Source organism: Xanthomonas sp. NCPPB 901, from assembly GCF_056725085.1.
The window spans coordinates 1,931,715-1,951,392 of sequence record NZ_CM161511.1 but is presented as its reverse complement, the minus strand read 5'-3'; the positions used below and the strand labels follow the sequence as shown (position 1 = coordinate 1,951,392).

Here is a 19,678-nt window from a genome sequence, read left to right as displayed (position 1 = left end):
ATCAGCTAGCCTGCGCCGCGATCAGAACTGATAGCGGAAGCCCAGCTGCAGCGACCACTGCGACACGCCGGTGTTGAACCCGTCGGCGTCGGCGTTGGCGGCCGTCGGCTGGTCGGTGTACAGGGTGTTGTACACGTACTTGCCCTGGTAGATGCCCTGCAGGTTGGCGACGCGGGCGTCGGCATAGAAGCCGTAGTCGTAGATCCGGCCCCACTTCTTGTTCAGCAGGTTGCCCACGTTCTGGATGTCCAGCCAGACCTCGGACTTGTGGCCCTTGAAGAAGCCCGGCAGCTGCTGGGTGATGCGCACGTCGAAGGTGTTGATCCAGCCGGAACGGAAGCCGTTGGCCGGGGCGTAGCTGCCGGCGTACTTGGCCAGCTGCGGGTTCTTGGCCAGCCAGTCGAAGAACTGCTGCTGCAGCGCCGGGTTGGCGGTGAACGCGCCGGTGCTGCTCAGCGTGCCGAACAGCACGTCGCCCGGACCCTTCGGCACGTAGAACAGGTCGTTGGTCGAACGGCCGTCGCCGTTGGCGTCGCCGTTGAACACGTAGCTGTACGGACGGCCGCTGCGGCCTTCGTAGACCAGGCCCACGCGGGTCTCGTAGTCGCCGAAGAACATGTGCTTCCAGTCCAGCGAGCCGGAGATGCGCTCCTTGATCTCGTAGCGCGAGGTGTTCTCGGTTTCCGAGTTGGCGTTGAACGCGTACTGGTAGCCCCAGCCCGAGCTGGCGGTGGAGCTGGTCAGCGAACCGACTTCGGTGGCGTGGGTGTAGGTGTAGCCCAGGGTCCAGGACCAGTCGCCGCCTTCACTGAACGGCTTGGACAGCGACACGGTGAACTGCTGGGTCTTGCCCTTGTCGGTGTTGTCGATCAGGTAGACGTCGCTGTAGGCCTGGTTGCGGTTGTAGCGGTTGTTGCCGGTGGCCCACGGACGACCGGTCTGCGACGGGTTCCAGTACAGCGCGCGGCCGTCCGGACCGTAGTAGGCCGGGCTCGGATCCTGGCCCGGGCCATTGACACGGCCGATGTTCAGGCTCTTGTAGTACAGGCCGTCCTTGACCTTGGTCACCAGCAACTCGGCCGAGGCCACGATGCCGTACCACGGCAGCTCGTGATCCAGGGCCAGGTTGGCCTTGTACAGCGACGGCAGCTTGAAGTCGTTGCCGACGAAGCTCACGCCCTGCGTCGCCGAACCCGGGGTGGTCGGCACCGGCTGGGTGTCCTTGTTCGGGCTGAACGGCAGCGCCGGGTTGTAGCTGGTGTAGCTGTAGGCGTTGTAGTTGAAGCCGGTGTTGGAGTAGCTGTTGCCGATCCACACCTGCGGCGCATCGCCCTGGAACAGGCCCACGCCACCGCGCAACTGGGTCGGACGGTCGGTGTCGAAGGTGTAGTTGAAACCGAAGCGCGGCTGGATCAGGAAATCGCCGCTGAAGATCTTGCTGTTGTCGTAGCCGAAGTAGGCCTGCGCCCCGGCGTTGTAGGTCGGATCCGGACTCACCTGCGGACGGTCGCCGCGCAGGCCCAGGGTCAGGGTCAGGTTGTTGTTGACGTACCAGGTGTCCTGCACGAACAGGCCGAGGTTGCTGTTCTTGTAGTCGGCCGCGATCGAACCCGGGCTACGCTCCTGGTTGAGCTGGTACGAGCTCCAGCGGCCGCTGGCGAAGTTGTCCAGGCCGAAGAAGGTGTACACGCCCCAGGTGTTGCGGCCGTACAGGTTGTAGATGTCGTTGGTGCTGTAGTCGACGCCGAACTTCAGGTTGTGGTTGTCCAGGGTCAGGGTGCCCGCACCGTAGTAGTTCCAGGTCTTGGTGGTGAGGATGTTGCCCTGTGAGTTGGTCTCGGTGCCCAGGTACAGCACGTCGCCGGTCGGGTTGGCGACCGAGCCGTCGAAGTACACGGCGATGCTCGGCGCGTTGGTCGGGACCACGCGGATCGCGGAGTAGTCGCGGTAGGACACCTTGAACTCGGTGGAGAAGTTCTCGGACCAGTCGCTGAACAGCTGGCCGACGTAGCTCTCGACCGACTTCTCGTGCTGGTACCAGTACGAGCTCAGCGAGGCCTGGCTGGAGTTGCCGGCACCGTTGATGCGCAGCTTGCTCTGGTCGAGCTTGCTGTAGCGGAAGCTGGCGCGGTGGTTGTCGTTGATGTTCCAGTCGAGCTTGAGCGCGTATTCCTTCAGGTCGGTGTTGCCGTCGCTGTCCAGGGTGCCGGCGTCGAAGCCGTAGTTCTTGGCGATCTGCTGGGCGCGGGTCACGTCGGCCATGCCGTACTTGGCGTTGGCCTTGCCCAGCGCGGTGCTGCCCAGGTCCAGGCCCGGCGCGTCCTGCTGGAACTTCTCGTAGTTGGCGAAGAAGAACAGCTTGTCCTTGACGATCGGGCCGCCGAAGGTCGCGCCGTAGGTCTTCTCCTTGGTGAAGCCGTTGAACTTGCTGCCGTCCGGGTTGTCGCCGAACCAGTCGCCGTCGCGATAGCTGCCGTACACCGAGCCGTGGAACTCGTTGGTACCGGACTTGGTCACCGCGTTGACGGTGGCGCCGGCGGCGCTGGCGATGCTGACGTCGTAGTTGGACAGGTTGACGTCGATGGCCTCGATGGCCTCCATCGACACCGGCTGGCGCCGGGTGGTCATGTTGTTGCCTTCCAGGCCGAAGGTGTCGCTGGCCGAGACGCCGTCGATGTTGATCGAGTTGTAGCGCGGGTTGAGGCCGCCGGCGCTGATCGTGCCCGAGGCGCGATCGACGAAGGCCACGCGCGGATCCAGGCGCATGTAGTCCTGGATGTTGCCGTTTATCGACGGCAGCGCCTCGATCTGCTCGCGGCCGACATTGGTGCCCGAGCCCATCTTGGTGGCGCTGAACACTTCCGAGCCGCTGGCGATGGCCACGGCGTTGACCGTCTCCAGCGTGGTCGGCGCGGCCAGGTCGCCGGTCAGGTCGGCGTTGATGGTGGCGTTCTGGTTGACGCTCAGGTACACGCCGTCTTCGGTCTTGGTGCCGTCGCCCGGCTTGGTGATGGTGATGCTGTACGGACCGCCGACGCGCAGGCCGCGCGCGTTGTAGCGACCGGCGGCATCGGTGGTGGCGCGGCTGACCGTGCCCGACTCGACGTGGGTGATGGTCACCTCGGCGCCCGCGACCGGCTGGCCGGCATGGGTCACCACGCCGCCGACACCGGCGGAAGTGCTCTGGGCGAACACCGGCGCGGCAGCGAGCGCCGCAACGAGGCCCAGGGTGAGCTTGGACATCCGCAGACGGGGTTGGATCATTGCAATAGCCTCGATGGAGTTGACGAAATGCGCGTGGCAAGCCGTGCGGGTACGGGCGCACGACCGCGAAATGGAGGGCTGGTCCCCCTTGCCGATTCCCCGCAAGGGTTAACGTGAGTTTAACACCATAGAGCCGATTTGTTGCCAAACCGTGACAGCCGGGCAAAAGCGGACATCAGAAGACGTCGATCCCAGTCCTGGCGGGCATCGAGGACACCGCCAGGACAGGCGTGCTACGGGCGCGGCGCCCCCGCCTGGGTGAGCGCAAAGCGAAAACCTGTCACCCGTCACCCTTTACCACGGTCCGCCGCGGGAACAGCTTTGGGCGTTCCCGGGGAATGTCGAGACGGAGGTCGGCACGTCACGGCGATCGGCCACGGACGCCCTGCCCGCTCACCGGGCCCGCGGCGTACGGCCGAGGCCGCGACGGCGCCCGCAGCGGCGGGCACGGCGCCGCCCCCGCGGCACCCACCCGCCCAGCCGTGAGGCAGCCTCAGCCGGCGACCGGCAGCTTCAGGTAGGCGCTGAGCCCGTCCAGGAACATCTGCACCGAGATCGCCACCAGCAGCATGCCCATCAGCCGCTCGACCGCGGTCAGCACGCGCATGCCGAGCAGCTTGTACAGCAGCGTGCCGGAGAACAGCAGCGCCGAGGTCGCCAGCCAGGCCAGGATCAGCGCCAGGCTCCATTCGCCCAGGCGGGTCGGCTCGTTGCTGCCCATCAGCATCACCGCGGCCATGCCGGACGGGCCGGCCACCAGCGGGATGGCCAGCGGCACGATGAAGGGTTCGCCGTCCGGGATCTCGCCCATCAGCCCTTCCGGGCGCGGGAAGATCATGCGGATGCCGATCAGGAACAGCACGATGCCGCCGGCGATCGCCACCGACTCCTGGCGCAGGTGCATCACTTCCAGCGCGTACTTGCCGCCCCACAGGAAGCCCATCAGCACGCCCAGCGCGATCAGCAGTTCGCGCGCCAGCACGACACGCTGGCGCCGCGCCGGCAGCGGCTTGAGCACGCTCAGGAATACCGGGATGTTGCCCAGCGGGTCGAGGATCAGGAACAGCAGCAGCGCTGCCGACAGGATGGTCATGCCAGGGGCTTCCAGATTGCGCCGCGGTGCGCGGCACCGGCGGGCGACAGCAGTTCGACGCAGGCGCCGGCGTAGCGCGCCGGGTCGACCGCGTCGCGGTCTTCTTGATGGGTATAGGCGCGGGCGCGCAAGGCGCTGCGCATCGGACCCGGCTGCAGGCCGGCCACGCGCACGTGCGAGGCGGCCAGTTCCCCGTGCAGGCTCGCCAACAGGCCGCGGCGGCCATGCTGGGCCGCACCGTAGCCGCCCCAGTAGGCCTGGCCGACCCGCGCCGGATCGTCGACGGCAAACACGATCGCGGCATCCGGCGCCTGCCGCAGCAACGGCAGGCAGGCCTGGGTCAGCCAGGCCGCGGCGGTCAGGTTGACGTGGATGGCGCGCGCGAACTGGGCCGGATCGGCATGTTCGAACGGGGTCAGCCCGGCGAAGTCCGCGGCGCAGTGCAGCAGCCCGTCCAGGCGGCCAAGCTCGCCCTGCAGGCGCTCGGCCAGGGTCGCGTAGTCCGGCGGGGTGGCGCCGAGCAGGTCCAGGGGATACAGCAACGGCGCCGCGCCGACCGCGGCGATCGCGTCGTAGACCCGGTTCAGGCGTGCCGGCTTGTGCCCGAGCAGGACCACGGTGGCCCCGGCCTGGGCGCAGGCCAGCGCCGCGGCGCTGCCGAGTCCGCCGGCGGCGCCGCTGACCAGGATCACCCGCTGCGCCAGCGCGCCGGCCGGCGGCGACGCAGGCGCGCTCACGACTGGTAGGCCTCGGTCACGATGCGCTGCAGTTCGCCGGATTCGAACAGTTCCAGGGTGATGTCGCAGCCGCCGATCAGTTCGCCATGGATGAACAGCTGCGGGAACGTCGGCCAGTTCGAATAGCGCGGCAGATTGGCGCGGATCTCCGGCTCGTCGAGCACGTTGACGGTATGCAGGCGGTCGGCGCCGGCGGCCAGCAGCGCTTGCAACGCACGGCTGGAAAAGCCGCACATCGGGTACTGCGGCGTGCCCTTCATGAACAACACGATGGGATGGCGTTCGACGTCGGCCTGGATGCGCTCCATCACCTGCATGCGGGTATCTCCTGCTGGGGCGAAAGAACGACCTCGGCGGTCGGCTAGACTCTCGCGTAGCCGCATAGTGTAAGCCCTGCACGCGGCAGTACCGCGACACGCATCCGAAACCGCCCGAGGATCCATGCCCATCGAACTCGCTCCCCTGCCCTACGCCGCCGCGGCGCTGGCCCCGCACCTGTCCGCCGCGGCGGTGGAACAGCACCACGCCCATGAGCGCGCCTTGGTGGAACGGCTCAATGCGCGGCTGGACGGCAGCGACCTGGCCGAGCTGGCGCTGCCGGACCTGCTGCGGCGCGCCCAGGGCCGGCTGTTCCAGGAGGCGGCCGAGGTCTGGAACCACGCGTTCTACTGGCGCGGCCTGCGCCCGCGCGGCGGCGGCGAACCCGGCGGCGCGCTCGGCGAGCGCCTGGCCAAGAGCTTCGGCGACGTGGCCCGGTTCAAGGCCGAGTTCGAGCGCATGGCCCTGGCGCTGTTCGGCTCCGGCTGGGTCTGGCTGGTGCAGCGTCCGGACGGCCACCTGGCCGTGGTCAGCACCGCCAACGCCGGCACCCCGCTGACCGGCGACGACACGCCGCTGCTGGCCTGCGACGTCTGGGAACACGCCTACTACACCGACTATCCCGGCGACCGCGCGCGCTACCTGCAGGCGTTCTGGAAACTGGTGAACTGGGAATTCGCGGCGTCCAATCTGCGCTGAGCCGGGATTGGGGATATGGGATTGGGGATTCGCAAGAGCGGCGGCCGTAGCCGCCGGTCCTTGCCCCGGGGGTAGCCCGGACTTCGTGCTGCTGGTTCAGCGCTCGCCGCGCAGGGCGGCGATCACCGGGGCGACCTGGGTCTCGCGCTGCAGTTGTGCGCCCACGGCCTGCAGGGCCTGCGCCAGCGCCTCCGGCGTGTCCTCGCGCAAGGTGGCGTGGCCGACCTTGCGGCCCTCGCGCGGCTCCTTGCCGTAGTCGTGCCAATGCCCGCCGGGCTGCGCCAGGACCGGCGCGGCATCGGGCATCGCCCCGATCCAGTTGAGCATGCAGGCATGGCCGCGCATGCGCGTGGATCCCAAGGGCAGCCCCAGCACGGCGCGCAGGTGGTTCTCGAACTGCGAGGTCTCCGCGCCTTCGATGGTCCAGTGCCCGGAGTTGTGCACGCGCGGGGCCATCTCGTTGGCCAGCAGTTCGCCGTCGCGGCAGAACAGTTCCAGCGCGAACACGCCCACGTACTGCAGGCGCTCGGCCAGCGCACGCGCATGCGCCACCGCCGCCTGCTCCAGCGCGGCATCGGCCTGCGCCGGCGCCAGGCTGGCCGACAGCACGCCGTGCACATGCCAGTTCTCGGTCAGCGGCCAGGTACGGAACTCGCCGTCGCGGCCGCGCACCGCCACCACGCTGACCTCGCGCTGGAACGGCACGAACGCCTCGGCGATCAGGCCCACACTGGCCGCCTGCGCGCCCAGCGCCGCCCAGGCCGCATCGGCATCGGCAACCGAGGCGATGCGGAACTGGCCCTTGCCGTCGTAGCCGAGCCGGCGGGTCTTGAGGATGCACGGCGTGCCGACCTGGGCCAGCGCCGCGTCCAGGTCCGCACGACTGTCCACCGCGGCGAACGCCGGCACCGGAATGCCGAGTTCGCGGAACAGGGTCTTCTCGGCCAGGCGGTCCTGCGCCACGGCCAGCGCATCCGGGTTCGGGAACACCGGCACCTGCCCGGCCAGCCAAGCGGCGCTGGCCGCAGGCACGTTCTCGAAATCGAAGGTCGCCACCTCCACCGCGTCCGCGAACGCGGCCAGCGCGGTCTCGTCGGCATAGTCGCCGACCCGCAGCGGCGCGACCTGCCCGGCGCAGGCATCGGCCGCCGGATCCAGCAACGCGAAGCGCAGGCCCAGCGGAACGCCGGCCACGGCCAGCATGCGTGCCAATTGCCCCGCCCCCAGAATGCCGACGGTGGTCATTGGCGCGGATCGTCCTTGGCCATCACATCGTCGGTCTGGCGCTGGCGGAAGTCGCCAAGCGCGCTGCCGATGTCGGCGTGGTCGTGGGCCAGCATCGCCGCGGCGAACAGCGCGGCGTTGGCCGCGCCGGCGGTGCCGATCGCGAAGGTGGCCACCGGGATGCCGGCCGGCATCTGCACGATCGACAGCAGCGAGTCCATGCCGTTGAGCGCCTTGGACTGCACCGGCACGCCCAGCACCGGCACCGCGGTCTTGGCCGCGAGCATGCCCGGCAGGTGCGCGGCGCCGCCGGCGCCGGCCACGATCGCGCGCAGGCCGCGCCCGGCCGCCTGCTCGGCGTAGGCGAACAGCACGTCCGGCGTGCGGTGCGCCGACACCACCTTCACTTCATAGGGCACACCCAGCGCATCGAGTTTCTGCGCCGCATGCTGCATGGTCTCCCAGTCGGAGCGGGAACCCATCACGATGCCGACGAGCGGCGCGGTTTGCTTGGAGGTCATGGCCGTCCCCTGCCTTAAAGACGTATTCTAGCCGTCTTCCACGCAAGACGAAGACCGGATGGACCGCAAACTGCTCGACCTGCTGTGCTCGCCCGACACCCGCCAACCGCTGGCGCTGCTGGAGGCGCGCGGCCTGGAGGCGTTGAACCGCGCCATCGCCGCCGGCGGCGTGCAGCGCGCCGATGGCAGTGCGCAGGCGCAACCGCTGCGCGAAGCCCTGATCACCCGCGACCGCAAGCAGGTGTTCCGCGTCGACGACGGCATTCCGGTGCTGCTGGCCGAGGAAGCCATCGGCACCGCCCAGCTCGCCGACTTCCCGGCCAAATGAGCCGCGACCCGGCGCCGCCGCAGGCGCCCGCGCCGGAACTGATCGCCGCCGATGTCGCGCGTGCGCTGGCCGAGGATCTCGGCAGCGGCGACGTCACCGCGGCGCTGTTGCCCGACCGCGCCGACAGCGCCTACCTGCTGTGCAAGCAAGACGCGGTGATCGCCGGCCGGCCCTGGTTCGACGCCTGCCACCGCGCCCTGGATCCGCAGGTGCGGATCGACTGGCACGTGAGCGAAGGCCAGCGCGTGGCCGCCGGCACCGTGCTGGCCCTGCTGCACGGACGCAGCCGCGCCCTGGTCAGCGCCGAACGCGCCTCGCTGAACTTCCTGCAGACCCTGTCGGCCACCGCCACCGCCACCGCCGCCTACGTGGCCGCGGTCGCCGGCACCGGCGCGCGCATCCTGGACACGCGCAAGACCCTGCCCGGCCTGCGCCTGGCGCAGAAGTACGCGGTGCGCTGCGGCGGCGGCAGCAACCACCGGATCGGCCTGTACGACACGGTGATGCTCAAGGAGAACCACATCCACGCCGCCGGTTCGCTGCCCGCGGCGGTGGCGGCCGCGCGCGCGCAGTGGCCGGCGCTGCCGCTGGTGGTCGAGGTGGAAACCCTGGACCAGCTGCGCGAAGCGCTGCAGGCCGGCTGCGACCGCATCCTGATCGACGATTTCACCCCGGCGCAGCGCCGCGACGCGGTGGCGATCGCCGCCGGCGCCCCGTTCCATCGCGCGATTCCGCTGGAAGTCTCCGGTGGCGTCGACCTGGAGGCGGTGCGCGCGATCGCCGCCGACGGCGTCGACTGCATCTCCATCGGCGCGCTGACCAAGCACGTGCAGGCGGTGGATCTGTCGCTGAAACTCGGGCCGCCGCCGTCGCGGCCAGCCAGCTGACGAGGCGGCCGCTGCGGCCAATCCCACGCCGGCGGCGCAGGCGCAGCCGACCAAGGTGTGCCCAGGCGCATCGACTCTTTCAGCCGTCGCTGGATACGGCCCGCACACGCCTGGGCAGGCCGCGACACACCGCGGCGCAGCCGATACGCCTGCGAACGCTGCCGCCAGCACGGTGCACCACCACCCGCGCACGGCGCGTCCTACACTTCACGACTTCGCCAACGCCGCTCTGCGACGCTGCGCGGTACTTCCTCCCCGCCGAGTTCGCCGATGCTCCGCCCCTGGTTCGCGTTGCTGTGTGCCGCCGCCCTGTTTCCTGCCGGCCGCGCCGCGGCCGCGGAAGTCTGCGATCTGCCGCCGCGCTTCGGCCTGACCCCGGCGGCGGTGGCGATCGTGCGCACCGCCTGCAACGAACACCGCCTGTGGTGGCGTCCGTTCATCGACCGCGACGGCCGCCTGGCCGGCCTGCGCGTCACCGAGGCCGAACGCGCCGACCTCGCCGACGACGGCATCGAAGCCTGGCAGCGCGTCGCCGCGTACTGGCGCGACAGCGGCACGCTGGGCGCGATGGGACGCATCGACGGCGCCGAGAGCTGCCAGGAGCTGGACGGCTCGCGCTACCGCGAGAACGACTGCCGCGCCTTCCTCGTCGACAATCCGTGGTCGGCGGCCTTCGTGTCCTACGTGATGGTGCGCGCCGGCGTGGCCGGTTTCCGCAGCTCGATCCGCCACATCGACTACATCCGCGCCGCCTACCAGGCCGGTGCCGACGGCCTGCCCTACCGCTACGCCGACCCGCAGCAGGAGAAGCCCGCCCCCGGCGACCTGCTGTGCTTCCTGCGCGGACGCCGGCAGCCGGTCGGCGCCGCCGGCCTGCGCGAGGCGCTGGCGCGCGGCCGCCCGCTGCCGTGGGAATCGCATTGCGACATCGTGGTCGCAGCCAACGTCGGCGGCGACCAGACCCTGTACCTGATCGGCGGCAACGTGTTCAACGCGGTGACCATGCGCAAGCTCAAGCTGGACCGCAGCGGGCGCCTGCAACTGGATGCGCCGCTGGCGCAGGAGCAGAACGACGAAGGCGCCGCGCTCGAATGCACGCCCGGCCACGAGGAACTGTGCGACTTCAACCGCCAGGACTGGTCGGCGCTGCTGAAGCTGCAACCGCAGGCGCAGGTACTGCCGCCGGTTCCGCCCGGCGTGCCTGCCGTCGTGCCGACCGCGACGCCGCCGGCCACTCCAGCAGGCGCCGCACCCGGCACGCCTGCCGTTCCGCCGGCACCGCCCACCGCCCCGAACACGCCGGCACCGCCGGCACCCGCCGCAGCGCCTCCACCGCCACAACCCGGCGCATCCCCCAGCAGCCAAGCGCCCAGGACCGAACCGCAGCCACAGCGCTAGCACGCGTTCGCACCATCGCACCGCTAGGCACCGCTAAAAGCCAAGTTCCTGTGGTTGAACACCTCGCGCAATCAAGGCGCCGTGCGCGCTTGCCCAGGGCCATGGCCGCCGCGAGAATGGGCCTCGGCACCTCTCCCGCAGCTAGCTGCAGGCGCGCGAGCGCACGGCATCACCCCGGCAACCGCCGAGGCGCCTACCAATCCCGAATCCCGAATCCCCAATCCCCGCCCCCAAGATTGCCCGCCCACCAGCGCCTCGCTACAGTGACGCCATGCCCAGCCTGATCCTGTTGATGATCGCCGGCGCGGCGGTGTTCGCGTTCTGGAACGCCTCGCGTGCCGCTGCCGAACGCGCCGAAATCCTCGGCCGCAACGCCTGCAAGGCCGCCGACGTGCAGTGGCTGGACCAGAGCGTGCACGGCACCGGCCTGCGCCTGCGGCGCCTGCCCAGCGGCTGGCTCGGCTTCGAGCGCAGCTTCCGCTTCGACTATTCCTACGACGGGACCGACCGCCACAGCGGCCGCCTGGTGCTGCTCGGCGACCAGTTGATCGCCTTCACCGGGCCGTCGGTGGCCAGCGTGAGCAACCTGCAGGACGCGCGCGCGCAGCGCGACTGAGCCATGTACCAAGGCCGCGCACCGATGGCGCGCGGCCTCTTGGGCGACAGTGAAGGTGAGTGCGAGACCGCTGCGCATGCCACCTGCAATGGACGGCGACCGCAGGGCCCCACGCGCCTGCTGTAGGAGCGGCTGAAGCCGCGACGGGCGTTCCCGGGAACGTCCGTCGCAGCTGAAGCTGCTCCTACGACAGAACACGGCGCGTGCGATACGCGTACACCAGAGATGCCAACGCGTAGGGATAGGTACAGCGCGCGGCCCCGAGGCCGCGCATCGACTGCTTACTTGACCACGCGCAGGCGCGGCCGCTTGCCGGCGTCGTCGGAACCGCCCGGCCGCGGCGGTGGCGGGGTGTCGTCGCCCGGCGGCTCGCTGGCGCCGTGGATGTCGTCCGGCAGCGCCATGCCCTGCCCGGTTTCGCGTGCGTAGACCGCCAAGACCGCGGACATCGGCACCTGCACCGGATAGCTGACCCCGCCGAAGCGCGCGGTGAAGCTGACCCCGTCGTTGTCGATCTGCAGACGCACCACCGCCCGCTCGGCGATGTTCAGCACCACCCGCCCGTCCTTGACCGCGCTCGGCGGCACCTGCACGCCGGGCAGGCCGGCGTCCACCAGGATGTGCGGGGTCATACCGTTGTCGTTGATCCATTCCACCAGCGCCCGCAGCAGGTACGGGCGATGGCTGGTCATGCGGGAGGTCTCGTCGGTCATGCGCCCATTCTACGTGCCGGCGCGCAACGCCGGTACAACTCCAAAGACAACGGGGACGGCGCGCCTGCCGCCATCATGCCGGCAGGTCGCGCAGTTTCTTTTCCTGGTCGGTCAGGCTGCGGATGAAACCCGGATTGCGGAAGATGCGGTTGCCGTAATCCTCGATCGCCTTGCCGTCCTTCGGCAGCGGGATGTCCAGCGCCTGCAGGCGCCAGATGATCGGCGCCATCGCGCAGTCCGCCAGGCTCATCTCCGGATTGAGGAAGAACTTGCTGGCCTTGAACAGCGGCACCGACGCGGTCAGCAGTTCCTTCAGGCGCTTGCGCCCGGCTTCGGCCTGGGCCTTGTTGCCGAGCTGAATCGCCTGCACCTGCGGAACCCAGTCGTGTTCGATGCGCAGCATCGCCAGGCGCAGGCGCGCGCGAGAGAGCGGATCGACCGGCATCAGCGGCGGATGCGGGTAGCGTTCGTCCAGGTACTCGCTGACCACGGACGCGGCATACAGCACCAGCTCGCGCTCCACCAGCGTCGGCACCGAGTGGTAGGGATTCAGGTCGATCAGGTCTTCCGGCGGATTCTGCGGATCCACCGCCACGAAATCGTAGGTGACGCCCTTGGCCGCGAGCACCAGGCGGACGCGGTGGCACAGGACATCATCCGTGGAGGAAAACAACGTCAAGGTATTTCGCATGCGCAAACTCGCCGCCATTCAAGGCTCTCCGACGGCCGGAATCCGCCGGCCGCATCGACGCCGCCCGCACCTTGCGGACGGTCGTCACGGCCCCTGAGTGTGCAACCCTCGCTCACAAAAGCCAATAGGATGAACAGGGGATCGGCTCAGCAACGGTGCAGCCGGGGCTCCGCCGAAACGGCCGGCGCTCAATGCACGTCCTTCCAGTATTCCTTCTTCAGCAGATAGGCCAGGAAGGTCAACAGCGCCAGGAACAGCACCACCCACACGCCCAGGCTCTGCCGCTTGAGCGCCGCCGGCTCGCTGGCGTACTCGAGGAAATTGCTGATGTCGCGCACCGTCTGGTCGAACTCGACCGGGGTCTGCTTGCCCGGCGTCGCCAGCTGCAGCCGCGCCACCGGCTTGTCCACGCCCGGCTGCTCGGCCTTGCCGTAGACCGGCTGCTGCAGGCCCTGCAGCTCCCACAGCGGATTGGGCATGGAGGCGTTGGCGAACAGCTGGTTGTTCCAGCCCAGCGGCCGCGACTGGTCGAGATAGAACGACTTGAGGTAGGTGTAGACCCAGTCGGTGCCGCGCACGCGGGCGATCAGGCTCAGATCCGGCGGCGCCTTGCCGAACCACTTGGTCGCCGCATCGTGCGGCATCGCCGTCTCGATGTGTTCGCCGATCTTGGCGCCGGTGAAGTTGAGGTTCTGCATCACCTCGTCATCGCTCAGGCCCAGGTCCTCGGCCATGCGCTGGTAGCGCAGGTACTTCAGCGAATGGCAGCCGGAACAGTAGTTCATGAACAGCTTGGCGCCGCGCTGCAGCGAGGCGCGGTCGCCCAGGTCGTTGCCGGCCTGCAAGGTGGCCGCGCCCTCGGCGGCCATGGCCGAGGCGGACAGCAGCAGCGCCGACGCAAGGCCGGCGAGAACGGCGATCAGGCGCTTAGTCATGGCTGCTCACCCGCTCCGGCACCGGCTTGGTTCGATCCAGCGACGTCCATATCGGCATCGTCAGGAAGAAGGCGAAGTACAGCACGGTCAACACGCGGCCGATGTAGGTCTCGATGATCTCGGTACCGGGACCGGAACCGATCACGCCGAGCCAGACGAAGCACACCGCCAGCACCCCCAGCATCACCCGCGAGATCCAGCCGCGGTAGCGGATCGACTTGACCTTGGCACGGTCCAGCCAGGGCACCAGGAACAGGATCGCGATCGCCGAGAACATCACCAGCACGCCGCCGAGCTTGTTCGGCACCACCCGCAACATCGCGTAGTACGGCGTGTAGTACCACACCGGCTTGATGTGCTCCGGCGTCACCAGGCGGTTGGCCTCGGTGAAGTTGTCGTGCTCCAGGAACAGGCCGCCGAAGCCGGGCGCGAAGAAGATGATGAAGGCGCCGATCATCAGCAGGAAGCCGACGCCGACCATGTCCTTGACCGTGTAGTACGGATGGAACGGGATGCCGTCGGCCGGCTTGTTCGGGCTCCAGCGGTTGCCCTTGGGGCCCTTCTTGATCTCCACGCCGTCGGGGTTGTTGGAACCGACCTCGTGCAGCGCGCCCAGGTGCAGCACCACCAGCAGCAGCAACACCAGCGGCAGCGCGATCACGTGCAGGGCGAAGAAGCGGTTGAGGGTGGCGTCGGACGGCAGGTAGTCGCCCATGATCCACTCGGTCAGGCCGTTGCCGATCACCGGGATCGCGCCGAACAGCGAGATGATCACCTTGGCACCCCAGAACGACATCTGCCCCCAGGGCAGCACGTAGCCCATGAAGGCTTCGGCCATCAGCACCAGGTAGATCAGCATGCCCAGGATCCACACCAGCTCGCGCGGCTTCTTGTAGCTGCCGTACATCAACCCACGGAACATGTGCAGGTACACCACGATGAAGAACAGCGAGGCGCCGGTGGAGTGCATGTAGCGGATCAGCCAGCCCCACTCGACGTCGCGCATGATGTACTCGACCGAGTTGAACGCCTCGGCCGCGCTGGTCTTGTAGTGCATCGTCAGGAAGATGCCGGTGACGATCTGGTTGACCAGCACCACCAGCGCCAGCGAGCCGAAGTAGTACCAGAGGTTGAAGTTCTTCGGCGCGTAGTACTCGCTGACGTGCTTGCGGTAGAACGGCATCAGCCCGGGGGCGCGCTCGTTGACCCAGTCGAACACGTTGCCCGCGGTGCGGGTGAGGAGGTTGTCGGCCATGACTTACACCCCTCCCTTCGCGGACGCGCCCGGATCCACGCCGATCACCAGCGTGTTGTCGTCCTGGTAGTGGTGCGGCGGCACCAGCAGGTTGATCGGCGCCGGCACGCCCTGGAACACGCGTCCGGACATGTCGAAGCGCGACTTGTGGCAGGGGCAGAAATAGCCGCCCTTCCAGTCGGGGTCGTAGGGTTCGGGACGGATCTCGGCGACCATTTCCGGCGAGCAGCCCAGGTGCGTGCACAGGCCGACCAGCACCGAGACGTCGGGCTTGATCGAGCGGTACTCCGGATTCTTCAGCACGTAGTCCGGCTGCTGGTCCTTGTTGGTGGACTCCGGATCCTTGAGCCGGCTGTCCAGCGACGGCAACGCATCGAGCATCGCCTTGGAGCGCTTGACGATCCAGATCGGCTGGCCGCGCCATTCCAGGATCAGGCGCTGGCCTTCCTGCAGGGCGCTGATGTCGGCGGTGACCGGCGCGCCGGCCAGCTTGGCCTTTGCGCTCGGATTCCAGGACTTGATGAAAGGAACCGCGACGAACCCCGCACCGACCGCGCCCACGACGGACGTGGTGGCGGTGAGAAAGCGGCGGCGTCCTGCGTTTACAGAATCGTTGACCCCATCGTTGGCCATCCGGCACTCCGATCTGTGATTGGGTAGCGTGAGGCTGCCAGCAGCTCGGTGGGGGGCGAGCCGCACTAAATCCATTGCAGTGTAGCGGAACCCTTAACGCGTCGACAATGGAGACGCAACGCCGTGTGCAGAGCCGCGGCGGCGGCTCAACGCGCGGTCGCCAGCACGCCGCGGTAGCGCTCGGCGAGCACGCCCACCCGTTGCACGTAGCGTTGGGTCTCGCTGTACGGCGGCACCCCGCCGTGTTTGTCTACCGCGCCCTCGCCGGCGTTGTAGCCGGCCGCGGCCAGGCTGAGGTTGCCGTTGAAGCGCTTCAGCAGCCACGCCAGGTACTGCACGCCGCCGCGAATGTTTTGCGCTGCATCAAAAGAATCGCTGACGCCGAAGCGGCGCGCGGTCGGCGGCATCAGTTGCATCAGCCCCTGCGCGCCGGCGCGGCTGAGCGCCATCGGGTTGTAGGCGGACTCGGCGTGGATGATGGCGCGCACCACCGCCTCGTCGACGCCGTACTCGCGCGCGGCGGCGGCGATCTCGCTCTGGTAGGCGGTGGTGTTCAGGCGCACCGCACCGAAGTTGACCCCGGGATTGGCGCAGGCGTAGCAGGTCTCCATGAAGCTGTAGCGGATCGTGCGCACCGCGCCGAGATTGGCGACCTGGGTCGGGCGCGCACTGGTGTAGTGGCGCACGCCATCCTTCATGTACGAGTACAGCTGGCCGCTGACCAGGCGGCGCGGTACGCCGCTGCTGCCGGGCGGCACCGGCGCGATCCGGTTGGGCACGGCGTTGGCGGTGACCGGGGCCGGGGCGGTCACCGGGGCGCTGATCAGGGTGGCCGGCGCCACCGCTGAGGCGCTGGCGATAACGCCGCGGCTGGGCGCCCGCTCGACGCTGGCCTTGGCCGGCGCAGGGGCCGGGGCGGCGCGCGCGGCGCGGCGGTCGGGGGTGTAGCGGCCGATCACGCTGCAGCTGGCGCCGGACACGCGCTTGCTGCCGTAGCTGGGCACGCCGTCGCTGCCGGTGCATTTGTACAGGGTGCCGGCGCTGGCCGGCGCAGCCGTCAACGTGGCGAATCCCAGCCCCAGGAGCCACAGCATCCCCTTCATGGCGGCGAGTGTCCCAACTTCCCCGGCACTTGCCAAGTGCGCGCCACCCCAGAACACCCGGCAGACCTCGCGTCAGCAGGCCCGGACGCCTACTGCCCGGGCACGGACGCCGGCACCTGCTCCAGCAACGCGTTCAGCACCCCGCGCAGCGCCGCCCGCACCTCGGGCTCGGCCTGCAGTTCCGCGAACGGCACCCCGACGGTCAGCAACTGCGCCGCCAGCCACGGCACCGCATCGGCCAGCAGCGACAGCCGGCAGTGGCCGTCGGCCTCGTCCTGCAAGGTGCCGCACCACAGCGGAATGCGCGCTCCCAACTCGGCGGCGCTGCCGCGCAGGCGCACGCTGAGGGCGAACCCCATCGCCCGCGGGCTGTAGCGGATCGCCGCATCGACCATGGCCGCCGGCGCCTGCGGCGGCAGGCGCAGCGCCACCGCCGCGCCGAGCCGCAAGGGCGGCACGATGCGCTCGACGCGGAAGGTGCGCCAGTCGCCACGGTCGCGGTCCCAGGCCAGCAGGTACCAGCGGCGACCGGCGTTGACCAGCCGCAACGGCTCGACCAGCCGCTGGCTGGCGCGGCCGCCATGGTCGCGGTAGGCGAAGCCGAGCAGGCGCCGGTCGCGGCAGGCGCTGGCGACGCCGACCAGCACCCGCGTGTCCGGCCGCAGCGGGTCCTGGCCCAGCGCCAGGGTCGCGCCCTGCAGCGCCTCGGCGCGCTGCCGCACCCGCGCCGGCAGCAGCGGCTCGAGCTTGGCCAGCACCCGCACCGCCGTGTCCTCCAGGCCGGCCATGCTGGCGCAGGCGGCGCGCAGCGCCACTGCGACCGCCACCGCCTCGTCCTCTTCGAACAGCAGCGGCAGCATCTGCGCCCCCGCCGCCAGGCGGTAGCCGCCGCCGACGCCGGCCGCCGCCTCCACCGCATAGCCCAGCGCACGCAGCCGCTCCACGTCGCGGCGCAGGCTGCGGCGGTCCTCCCAGCCGCTCGGCCAACTCGGCGCCGGACCACAGCCGGCGGGTCTGCAGCAGGGCGATCAGGCGCAACAGGCGGGCGGCGGGCGAGGACATCGGTGCACGCTATTGCGGACAGGATCTGTCCGCAATGGGGTCTACGCTGCCAATACCGACCAGCCAGGAGCCGTGCATGACCGCCGACCGCCACATCACCCTGTTCCACAACCCGCAGTCGCGCTCGCGCGGCGTGCTGATCCTGCTCGAGGAACTGGGCGCCGACTACACCATCGCGCGCATCGACTTCGAGCGGCAGGCGCAACTGGCGCCGGAGTACCTGGCGATCAACCCGATGGGCAAGGTGCCGGCGATCGTGCATGCCGGCGCGGTGGTGACCGAACAAGGCGCGATCTACCCTTACCTAGCCGACCTGTACCCGGAGGCCGGCCTGGCGCCGCCGATCGGCGACCCGCTGCGCGGCCCTTACCTGCGCTGGCTGGCGTTCTACGGCGCCTGTTTCGAGCCGGCGCTGATCGACCGCGCGCTCAAGCGCGCGCCACCGCCGCGGGCGATGTCGCCCTATGCCGACTGCGACACCGTGCTGGCGGTGCTGGACGCGCAACTGGCGCGCGGCGACTACCTGCTCGGCGCGCGCTGCAGCGCCGCCGACGTGCTGTGGGGCAGCGCGCTGGGCTGGATGCTGCAGTTCGGCCTGCTCGATCCGCCGGCGCCGACCCGCGCCTACGCCGCGCGGATGGCGGCGCGGCCGGCGGTGCAACGCGCGCAGGCGGTGGACGCGGCGGCCGGCTGAGCCCAGCGCAGCCGCGCCGGCACGGGTAAACTAGTCGGCTTCCCCAGCCACCCGCCTGGATTAAGCGCCATGCCCGGGACCATCCTGCATCCCCTGCCCTCCGCCGGCACCGCCGCCGCGCCCTCGCCGGTGCGCGGCAAGCTGTACATCAAGACCCACGGTTGCCAGATGAACGAGTACGACTCGGCCAAGATGGCCGACGTGCTCGCCGCGGCCGAGGGCCTGGAGCTGACCGACAACCCGGAAGAAGCGGACGTGGTGCTGGTCAACACCTGCTCGATCCGCGAGAAGGCGCAGGAGAAGGTGTTCAGCCAGCTCGGCCGCTGGAAGGCGCTCAAGGCCGGCGGCAAGCCGGTGATCATCGGCGTCGGCGGCTGCGTGGCGTCGCAGGAAGGCGAGGCCATCGTCAAGCGCGCGCCCTACGTGGACCTGGTGTTCGGCCCGCAGACCCTGCACCGGCTGCCGGAACTGATCCGCGCACGCCGCGCCTCCGGGCAGGCGCAGGTGGACATCAGCTTCCCCGAGGTGGAGAAGTTCGACCGCCTGCCGGAACCGCGCGCCGAAGGCCCGTCGGCGTTCGTGTCGATCATGGAAGGCTGCTCCAAGTACTGCTCGTTCTGCGTGGTGCCCTACACCCGCGGCGAAGAGGTCAGCCGGCCGTTCGAGGACGTGCTGGTGGAAGTGGCGCAACTGGCCGCGCAGGGCGTGCGCGAGATCAACCTGCTCGGCCAGAACGTCAACGCCTACCGCGGCCCCTACGCCGACGCCGAGGCCGGCGAGGACGTGCAGCATGCCGACCTGGGCCTGCTGATCCGCAGCATCGCGCAGATCGAGGGCATCGGCCGCATCCGCTTCACCACCTCGCATCCGCTGGAGTTCAGCGACGCGCTGGTGGAGGCCTACCGCGACGTGCCGCAGCTGGCCAACTACCTGCACCTGCCGGTGCAGGCCGGCAGCGACCGCATCCTCAGCGCGATGAAGCGCGGCTACACCGCGCTGGAGTTCAAGCAGAAGATCCGCAAGCTGCGCGCGGTGCGCCCGGACATCTCGATCAGCTCGGACTTCATCGTCGGCTTCCCCGGCGAAACCGACGCCGATTTCGAGAAGACCATGAAGCTGATCGAGGACGTGGGCTTCGACCAGAGCTTCTCCTTCATCTATTCGCGGCGCCCGGGCACGCCCGCCGCCGACCTGGAAGACGACACCCCCGACGCGGTCAAGCACGCGCGGCTGGCGCGGCTGCAGGCGCACATCAACGCGCATGCGCAACAGATCTCGCAGGGCATGATCGGCAGCGTGCAGCGCGTGCTGGTGGAAGGACCGTCGAAGAAGAACCCGGCCGAGCTGACCGGCAAGACCGAGAACATGCGCTCGGTGAACTTCCCCGGCCACCCGCGCCTGATCGGCCAGTTCGTCGACGTGACCATCACCGAGGCGCTGAGCAATTCGCTGCGCGGCCGCCTGTACCTGGCCGAGGACGACGCCGCGGCCTGAGCGGCAGCGGGCG

At 69.5% G+C, this 19,678-nt stretch carries 19 protein-coding genes and 1 pseudogene; 7 read left to right on the top strand and 13 right to left on the bottom strand.

The window, feature by feature from the left end:
- Positions 1-21: 21 nt before the first annotated feature.
- The 4 genes from AC1PME_RS08015 to grxD all read right to left on the bottom strand — a co-directional run bounded on the left by AC1PME_RS08015 (position 22) and on the right by grxD (position 5,411).
- The gene (locus tag AC1PME_RS08015; RefSeq protein WP_481098087.1) at positions 22-3,243 is read right to left on the bottom strand and encodes a TonB-dependent receptor; all 3,222 of its coding nucleotides are present in this window, start codon (positions 3,241-3,243) and stop codon (positions 22-24) included.
- A gap of 514 nt (positions 3,244-3,757) precedes the next feature.
- Positions 3,758-4,357 (bottom strand): MarC family protein, encoded by a 600-nt coding sequence (locus tag AC1PME_RS08010; protein WP_017907241.1) that lies wholly within the window; start codon positions 4,355-4,357, stop codon positions 3,758-3,760.
- Positions 4,354-5,094, bottom strand: a complete 741-nt coding sequence (locus tag AC1PME_RS08005; RefSeq protein WP_307549763.1) for an SDR family NAD(P)-dependent oxidoreductase — start codon at positions 5,092-5,094, stop codon at positions 4,354-4,356. The genes AC1PME_RS08010 and AC1PME_RS08005 overlap by 4 nt, the downstream gene beginning before the upstream one ends.
- On the bottom strand, positions 5,091-5,411 hold the full coding sequence (gene grxD, locus AC1PME_RS08000) for a Grx4 family monothiol glutaredoxin (protein ID WP_254461083.1): 321 nt from the start codon (positions 5,409-5,411) through the stop codon (positions 5,091-5,093). The genes AC1PME_RS08005 and grxD overlap by 4 nt, the downstream gene beginning before the upstream one ends.
- A gap of 124 nt (positions 5,412-5,535) precedes the next feature.
- On the opposite strand from grxD, the gene AC1PME_RS07995 reads away from it, so the two are divergent.
- A complete protein-coding gene (locus tag AC1PME_RS07995; protein ID WP_254461082.1) occupies positions 5,536-6,111 on the top strand; it encodes a superoxide dismutase in 576 nt (191 codons plus the stop codon).
- Positions 6,112-6,207: 96 nt separating this feature from the next.
- Here AC1PME_RS07995 and AC1PME_RS07990 read toward each other — a convergent pair whose 3' ends face one another.
- Positions 6,208-7,356 (bottom strand): 5-(carboxyamino)imidazole ribonucleotide synthase, encoded by a 1,149-nt coding sequence (locus AC1PME_RS07990; protein ID WP_481097815.1) that lies wholly within the window; start codon positions 7,354-7,356, stop codon positions 6,208-6,210.
- Positions 7,353-7,856, bottom strand: a complete 504-nt coding sequence (purE, locus tag AC1PME_RS07985) for a 5-(carboxyamino)imidazole ribonucleotide mutase (RefSeq protein WP_481097814.1) — start codon at positions 7,854-7,856, stop codon at positions 7,353-7,355. Before purE ends, AC1PME_RS07990 begins: the two co-directional genes overlap by 4 nt.
- A 58-nt stretch (positions 7,857-7,914) precedes the next feature.
- On the opposite strand from purE, the gene AC1PME_RS07980 reads away from it, so the two are divergent.
- The 4 genes from AC1PME_RS07980 (at position 7,915) to AC1PME_RS07965 (ending at position 11,085) form a co-directional block, all read left to right on the top strand.
- Positions 7,915-8,184 (top strand): Trm112 family protein, encoded by a 270-nt coding sequence (locus AC1PME_RS07980; RefSeq protein WP_010342118.1) that lies wholly within the window; start codon positions 7,915-7,917, stop codon positions 8,182-8,184.
- Positions 8,181-9,071, top strand: coding sequence for a carboxylating nicotinate-nucleotide diphosphorylase (gene nadC / locus AC1PME_RS07975; protein WP_481097813.1), 891 nt, complete (start codon positions 8,181-8,183; stop codon positions 9,069-9,071). The genes AC1PME_RS07980 and nadC overlap by 4 nt, the downstream gene beginning before the upstream one ends.
- Before the next feature lie 270 nt (positions 9,072-9,341).
- Complete coding sequence (locus AC1PME_RS07970) at positions 9,342-10,469, top strand: DUF2272 domain-containing protein (protein ID WP_481097812.1); 1,128 nt, start codon at positions 9,342-9,344, stop codon at positions 10,467-10,469.
- Between the two features lie 271 nt (positions 10,470-10,740).
- Entirely contained in the window at positions 10,741-11,085 is a 345-nt protein-coding gene (locus tag AC1PME_RS07965; protein WP_254461076.1) for a DUF3301 domain-containing protein, read from the top strand.
- 281 nt (positions 11,086-11,366) lie between these two features.
- Here the strand turns inward: AC1PME_RS07965 and AC1PME_RS07960 are convergent, their stop codons facing one another.
- The 7 genes and pseudogenes from AC1PME_RS07960 to AC1PME_RS07930 form a co-directional block, all read right to left on the bottom strand.
- The gene (locus tag AC1PME_RS07960; RefSeq protein WP_481097811.1) at positions 11,367-11,798 is read right to left on the bottom strand and encodes a ClpXP protease specificity-enhancing factor; all 432 of its coding nucleotides are present in this window, start codon (positions 11,796-11,798) and stop codon (positions 11,367-11,369) included.
- 73 nt (positions 11,799-11,871) lie between these two features.
- Entirely contained in the window at positions 11,872-12,507 is a 636-nt protein-coding gene (locus tag AC1PME_RS07955) for a glutathione S-transferase N-terminal domain-containing protein (protein ID WP_010342124.1), read from the bottom strand.
- 170 nt (positions 12,508-12,677) lie between these two features.
- Positions 12,678-13,424: a cytochrome c1 gene (locus tag AC1PME_RS07950; protein WP_254461074.1), complete on the bottom strand. Its 747-nt coding sequence runs from the start codon at positions 13,422-13,424 to the stop codon at positions 12,678-12,680.
- Entirely contained in the window at positions 13,417-14,679 is a 1,263-nt protein-coding gene (locus AC1PME_RS07945) for a cytochrome b (protein WP_254461073.1), read from the bottom strand. Before AC1PME_RS07945 ends, AC1PME_RS07950 begins: the two co-directional genes overlap by 8 nt.
- 3 nt (positions 14,680-14,682) lie before the next feature.
- Positions 14,683-15,312, bottom strand: a complete 630-nt coding sequence (gene petA / locus AC1PME_RS07940; protein ID WP_254461072.1) for a ubiquinol-cytochrome c reductase iron-sulfur subunit — start codon at positions 15,310-15,312, stop codon at positions 14,683-14,685.
- A 146-nt stretch (positions 15,313-15,458) separates the two neighbouring features.
- Positions 15,459-16,415 carry a lytic transglycosylase domain-containing protein gene (locus AC1PME_RS07935; RefSeq protein WP_254461071.1) on the bottom strand — a complete coding sequence of 319 codons (957 nt, stop codon included), beginning with the start codon at positions 16,413-16,415 and terminating at the stop codon, positions 15,459-15,461.
- A gap of 89 nt (positions 16,416-16,504) precedes the next feature.
- Positions 16,505-17,477 (bottom strand): annotated as a pseudogene (locus tag AC1PME_RS07930) (helix-turn-helix transcriptional regulator).
- Positions 17,478-17,553: 76 nt separating this feature from the next.
- Here AC1PME_RS07930 and AC1PME_RS07925 point away from each other — a divergent pair.
- Both AC1PME_RS07925 and miaB read left to right on the top strand, forming a co-directional pair.
- Positions 17,554-18,171 carry a glutathione S-transferase family protein gene (locus AC1PME_RS07925; RefSeq protein WP_307549742.1) on the top strand — a complete coding sequence of 206 codons (618 nt, stop codon included), beginning with the start codon at positions 17,554-17,556 and terminating at the stop codon, positions 18,169-18,171.
- A gap of 69 nt (positions 18,172-18,240) precedes the next feature.
- Entirely contained in the window at positions 18,241-19,665 is a 1,425-nt protein-coding gene (gene miaB, locus AC1PME_RS07920) for a tRNA (N6-isopentenyl adenosine(37)-C2)-methylthiotransferase MiaB (protein ID WP_481097810.1), read from the top strand.
- Positions 19,666-19,678: the final 13 nt, after the last annotated feature.

What these genes read in the sequence shown, in the direction of transcription:
- AC1PME_RS08015 (WP_481098087.1), bottom strand. Translation starts at nt 3,243, where the DNA reads ATGTCCAAGCTCACCCTGGGCCTCGTTGCGGCGCTCGCTGCCGCGCCG.
- AC1PME_RS08010 (WP_017907241.1), bottom strand. Translation starts at nt 4,357, where the DNA reads ATGACCATCCTGTCGGCAGCGCTGCTGCTGTTCCTGATCCTCGACCCG.
- grxD (WP_254461083.1), bottom strand. Translation starts at nt 5,411, where the DNA reads ATGCAGGTGATGGAGCGCATCCAGGCCGACGTCGAACGCCATCCCATC.
- AC1PME_RS07995 (WP_254461082.1), top strand. Translation starts at nt 5,536, where the DNA reads ATGCCCATCGAACTCGCTCCCCTGCCCTACGCCGCCGCGGCGCTGGCC.
- AC1PME_RS07990 (WP_481097815.1), bottom strand. Translation starts at nt 7,356, where the DNA reads ATGACCACCGTCGGCATTCTGGGGGCGGGGCAATTGGCACGCATGCTG.
- purE (WP_481097814.1), bottom strand. Translation starts at nt 7,856, where the DNA reads ATGACCTCCAAGCAAACCGCGCCGCTCGTCGGCATCGTGATGGGTTCC.
- AC1PME_RS07980 (WP_010342118.1), top strand. Translation starts at nt 7,915, where the DNA reads ATGGACCGCAAACTGCTCGACCTGCTGTGCTCGCCCGACACCCGCCAA.
- nadC (WP_481097813.1), top strand. Translation starts at nt 8,181, where the DNA reads ATGAGCCGCGACCCGGCGCCGCCGCAGGCGCCCGCGCCGGAACTGATC.
- AC1PME_RS07970 (WP_481097812.1), top strand. Translation starts at nt 9,342, where the DNA reads ATGCTCCGCCCCTGGTTCGCGTTGCTGTGTGCCGCCGCCCTGTTTCCT.
- AC1PME_RS07965 (WP_254461076.1), top strand. Translation starts at nt 10,741, where the DNA reads ATGCCCAGCCTGATCCTGTTGATGATCGCCGGCGCGGCGGTGTTCGCG.
- AC1PME_RS07960 (WP_481097811.1), bottom strand. Translation starts at nt 11,798, where the DNA reads ATGACCGACGAGACCTCCCGCATGACCAGCCATCGCCCGTACCTGCTG.
- AC1PME_RS07955 (WP_010342124.1), bottom strand. Translation starts at nt 12,507, where the DNA reads ATGGCGGCGAGTTTGCGCATGCGAAATACCTTGACGTTGTTTTCCTCC.
- AC1PME_RS07950 (WP_254461074.1), bottom strand. Translation starts at nt 13,424, where the DNA reads ATGACTAAGCGCCTGATCGCCGTTCTCGCCGGCCTTGCGTCGGCGCTG.
- AC1PME_RS07945 (WP_254461073.1), bottom strand. Translation starts at nt 14,679, where the DNA reads ATGGCCGACAACCTCCTCACCCGCACCGCGGGCAACGTGTTCGACTGG.
- petA (WP_254461072.1), bottom strand. Translation starts at nt 15,312, where the DNA reads ATGGCCAACGATGGGGTCAACGATTCTGTAAACGCAGGACGCCGCCGC.
- AC1PME_RS07935 (WP_254461071.1), bottom strand. Translation starts at nt 16,415, where the DNA reads ATGAAGGGGATGCTGTGGCTCCTGGGGCTGGGATTCGCCACGTTGACG.
- AC1PME_RS07925 (WP_307549742.1), top strand. Translation starts at nt 17,554, where the DNA reads ATGACCGCCGACCGCCACATCACCCTGTTCCACAACCCGCAGTCGCGC.
- miaB (WP_481097810.1), top strand. Translation starts at nt 18,241, where the DNA reads ATGCCCGGGACCATCCTGCATCCCCTGCCCTCCGCCGGCACCGCCGCC.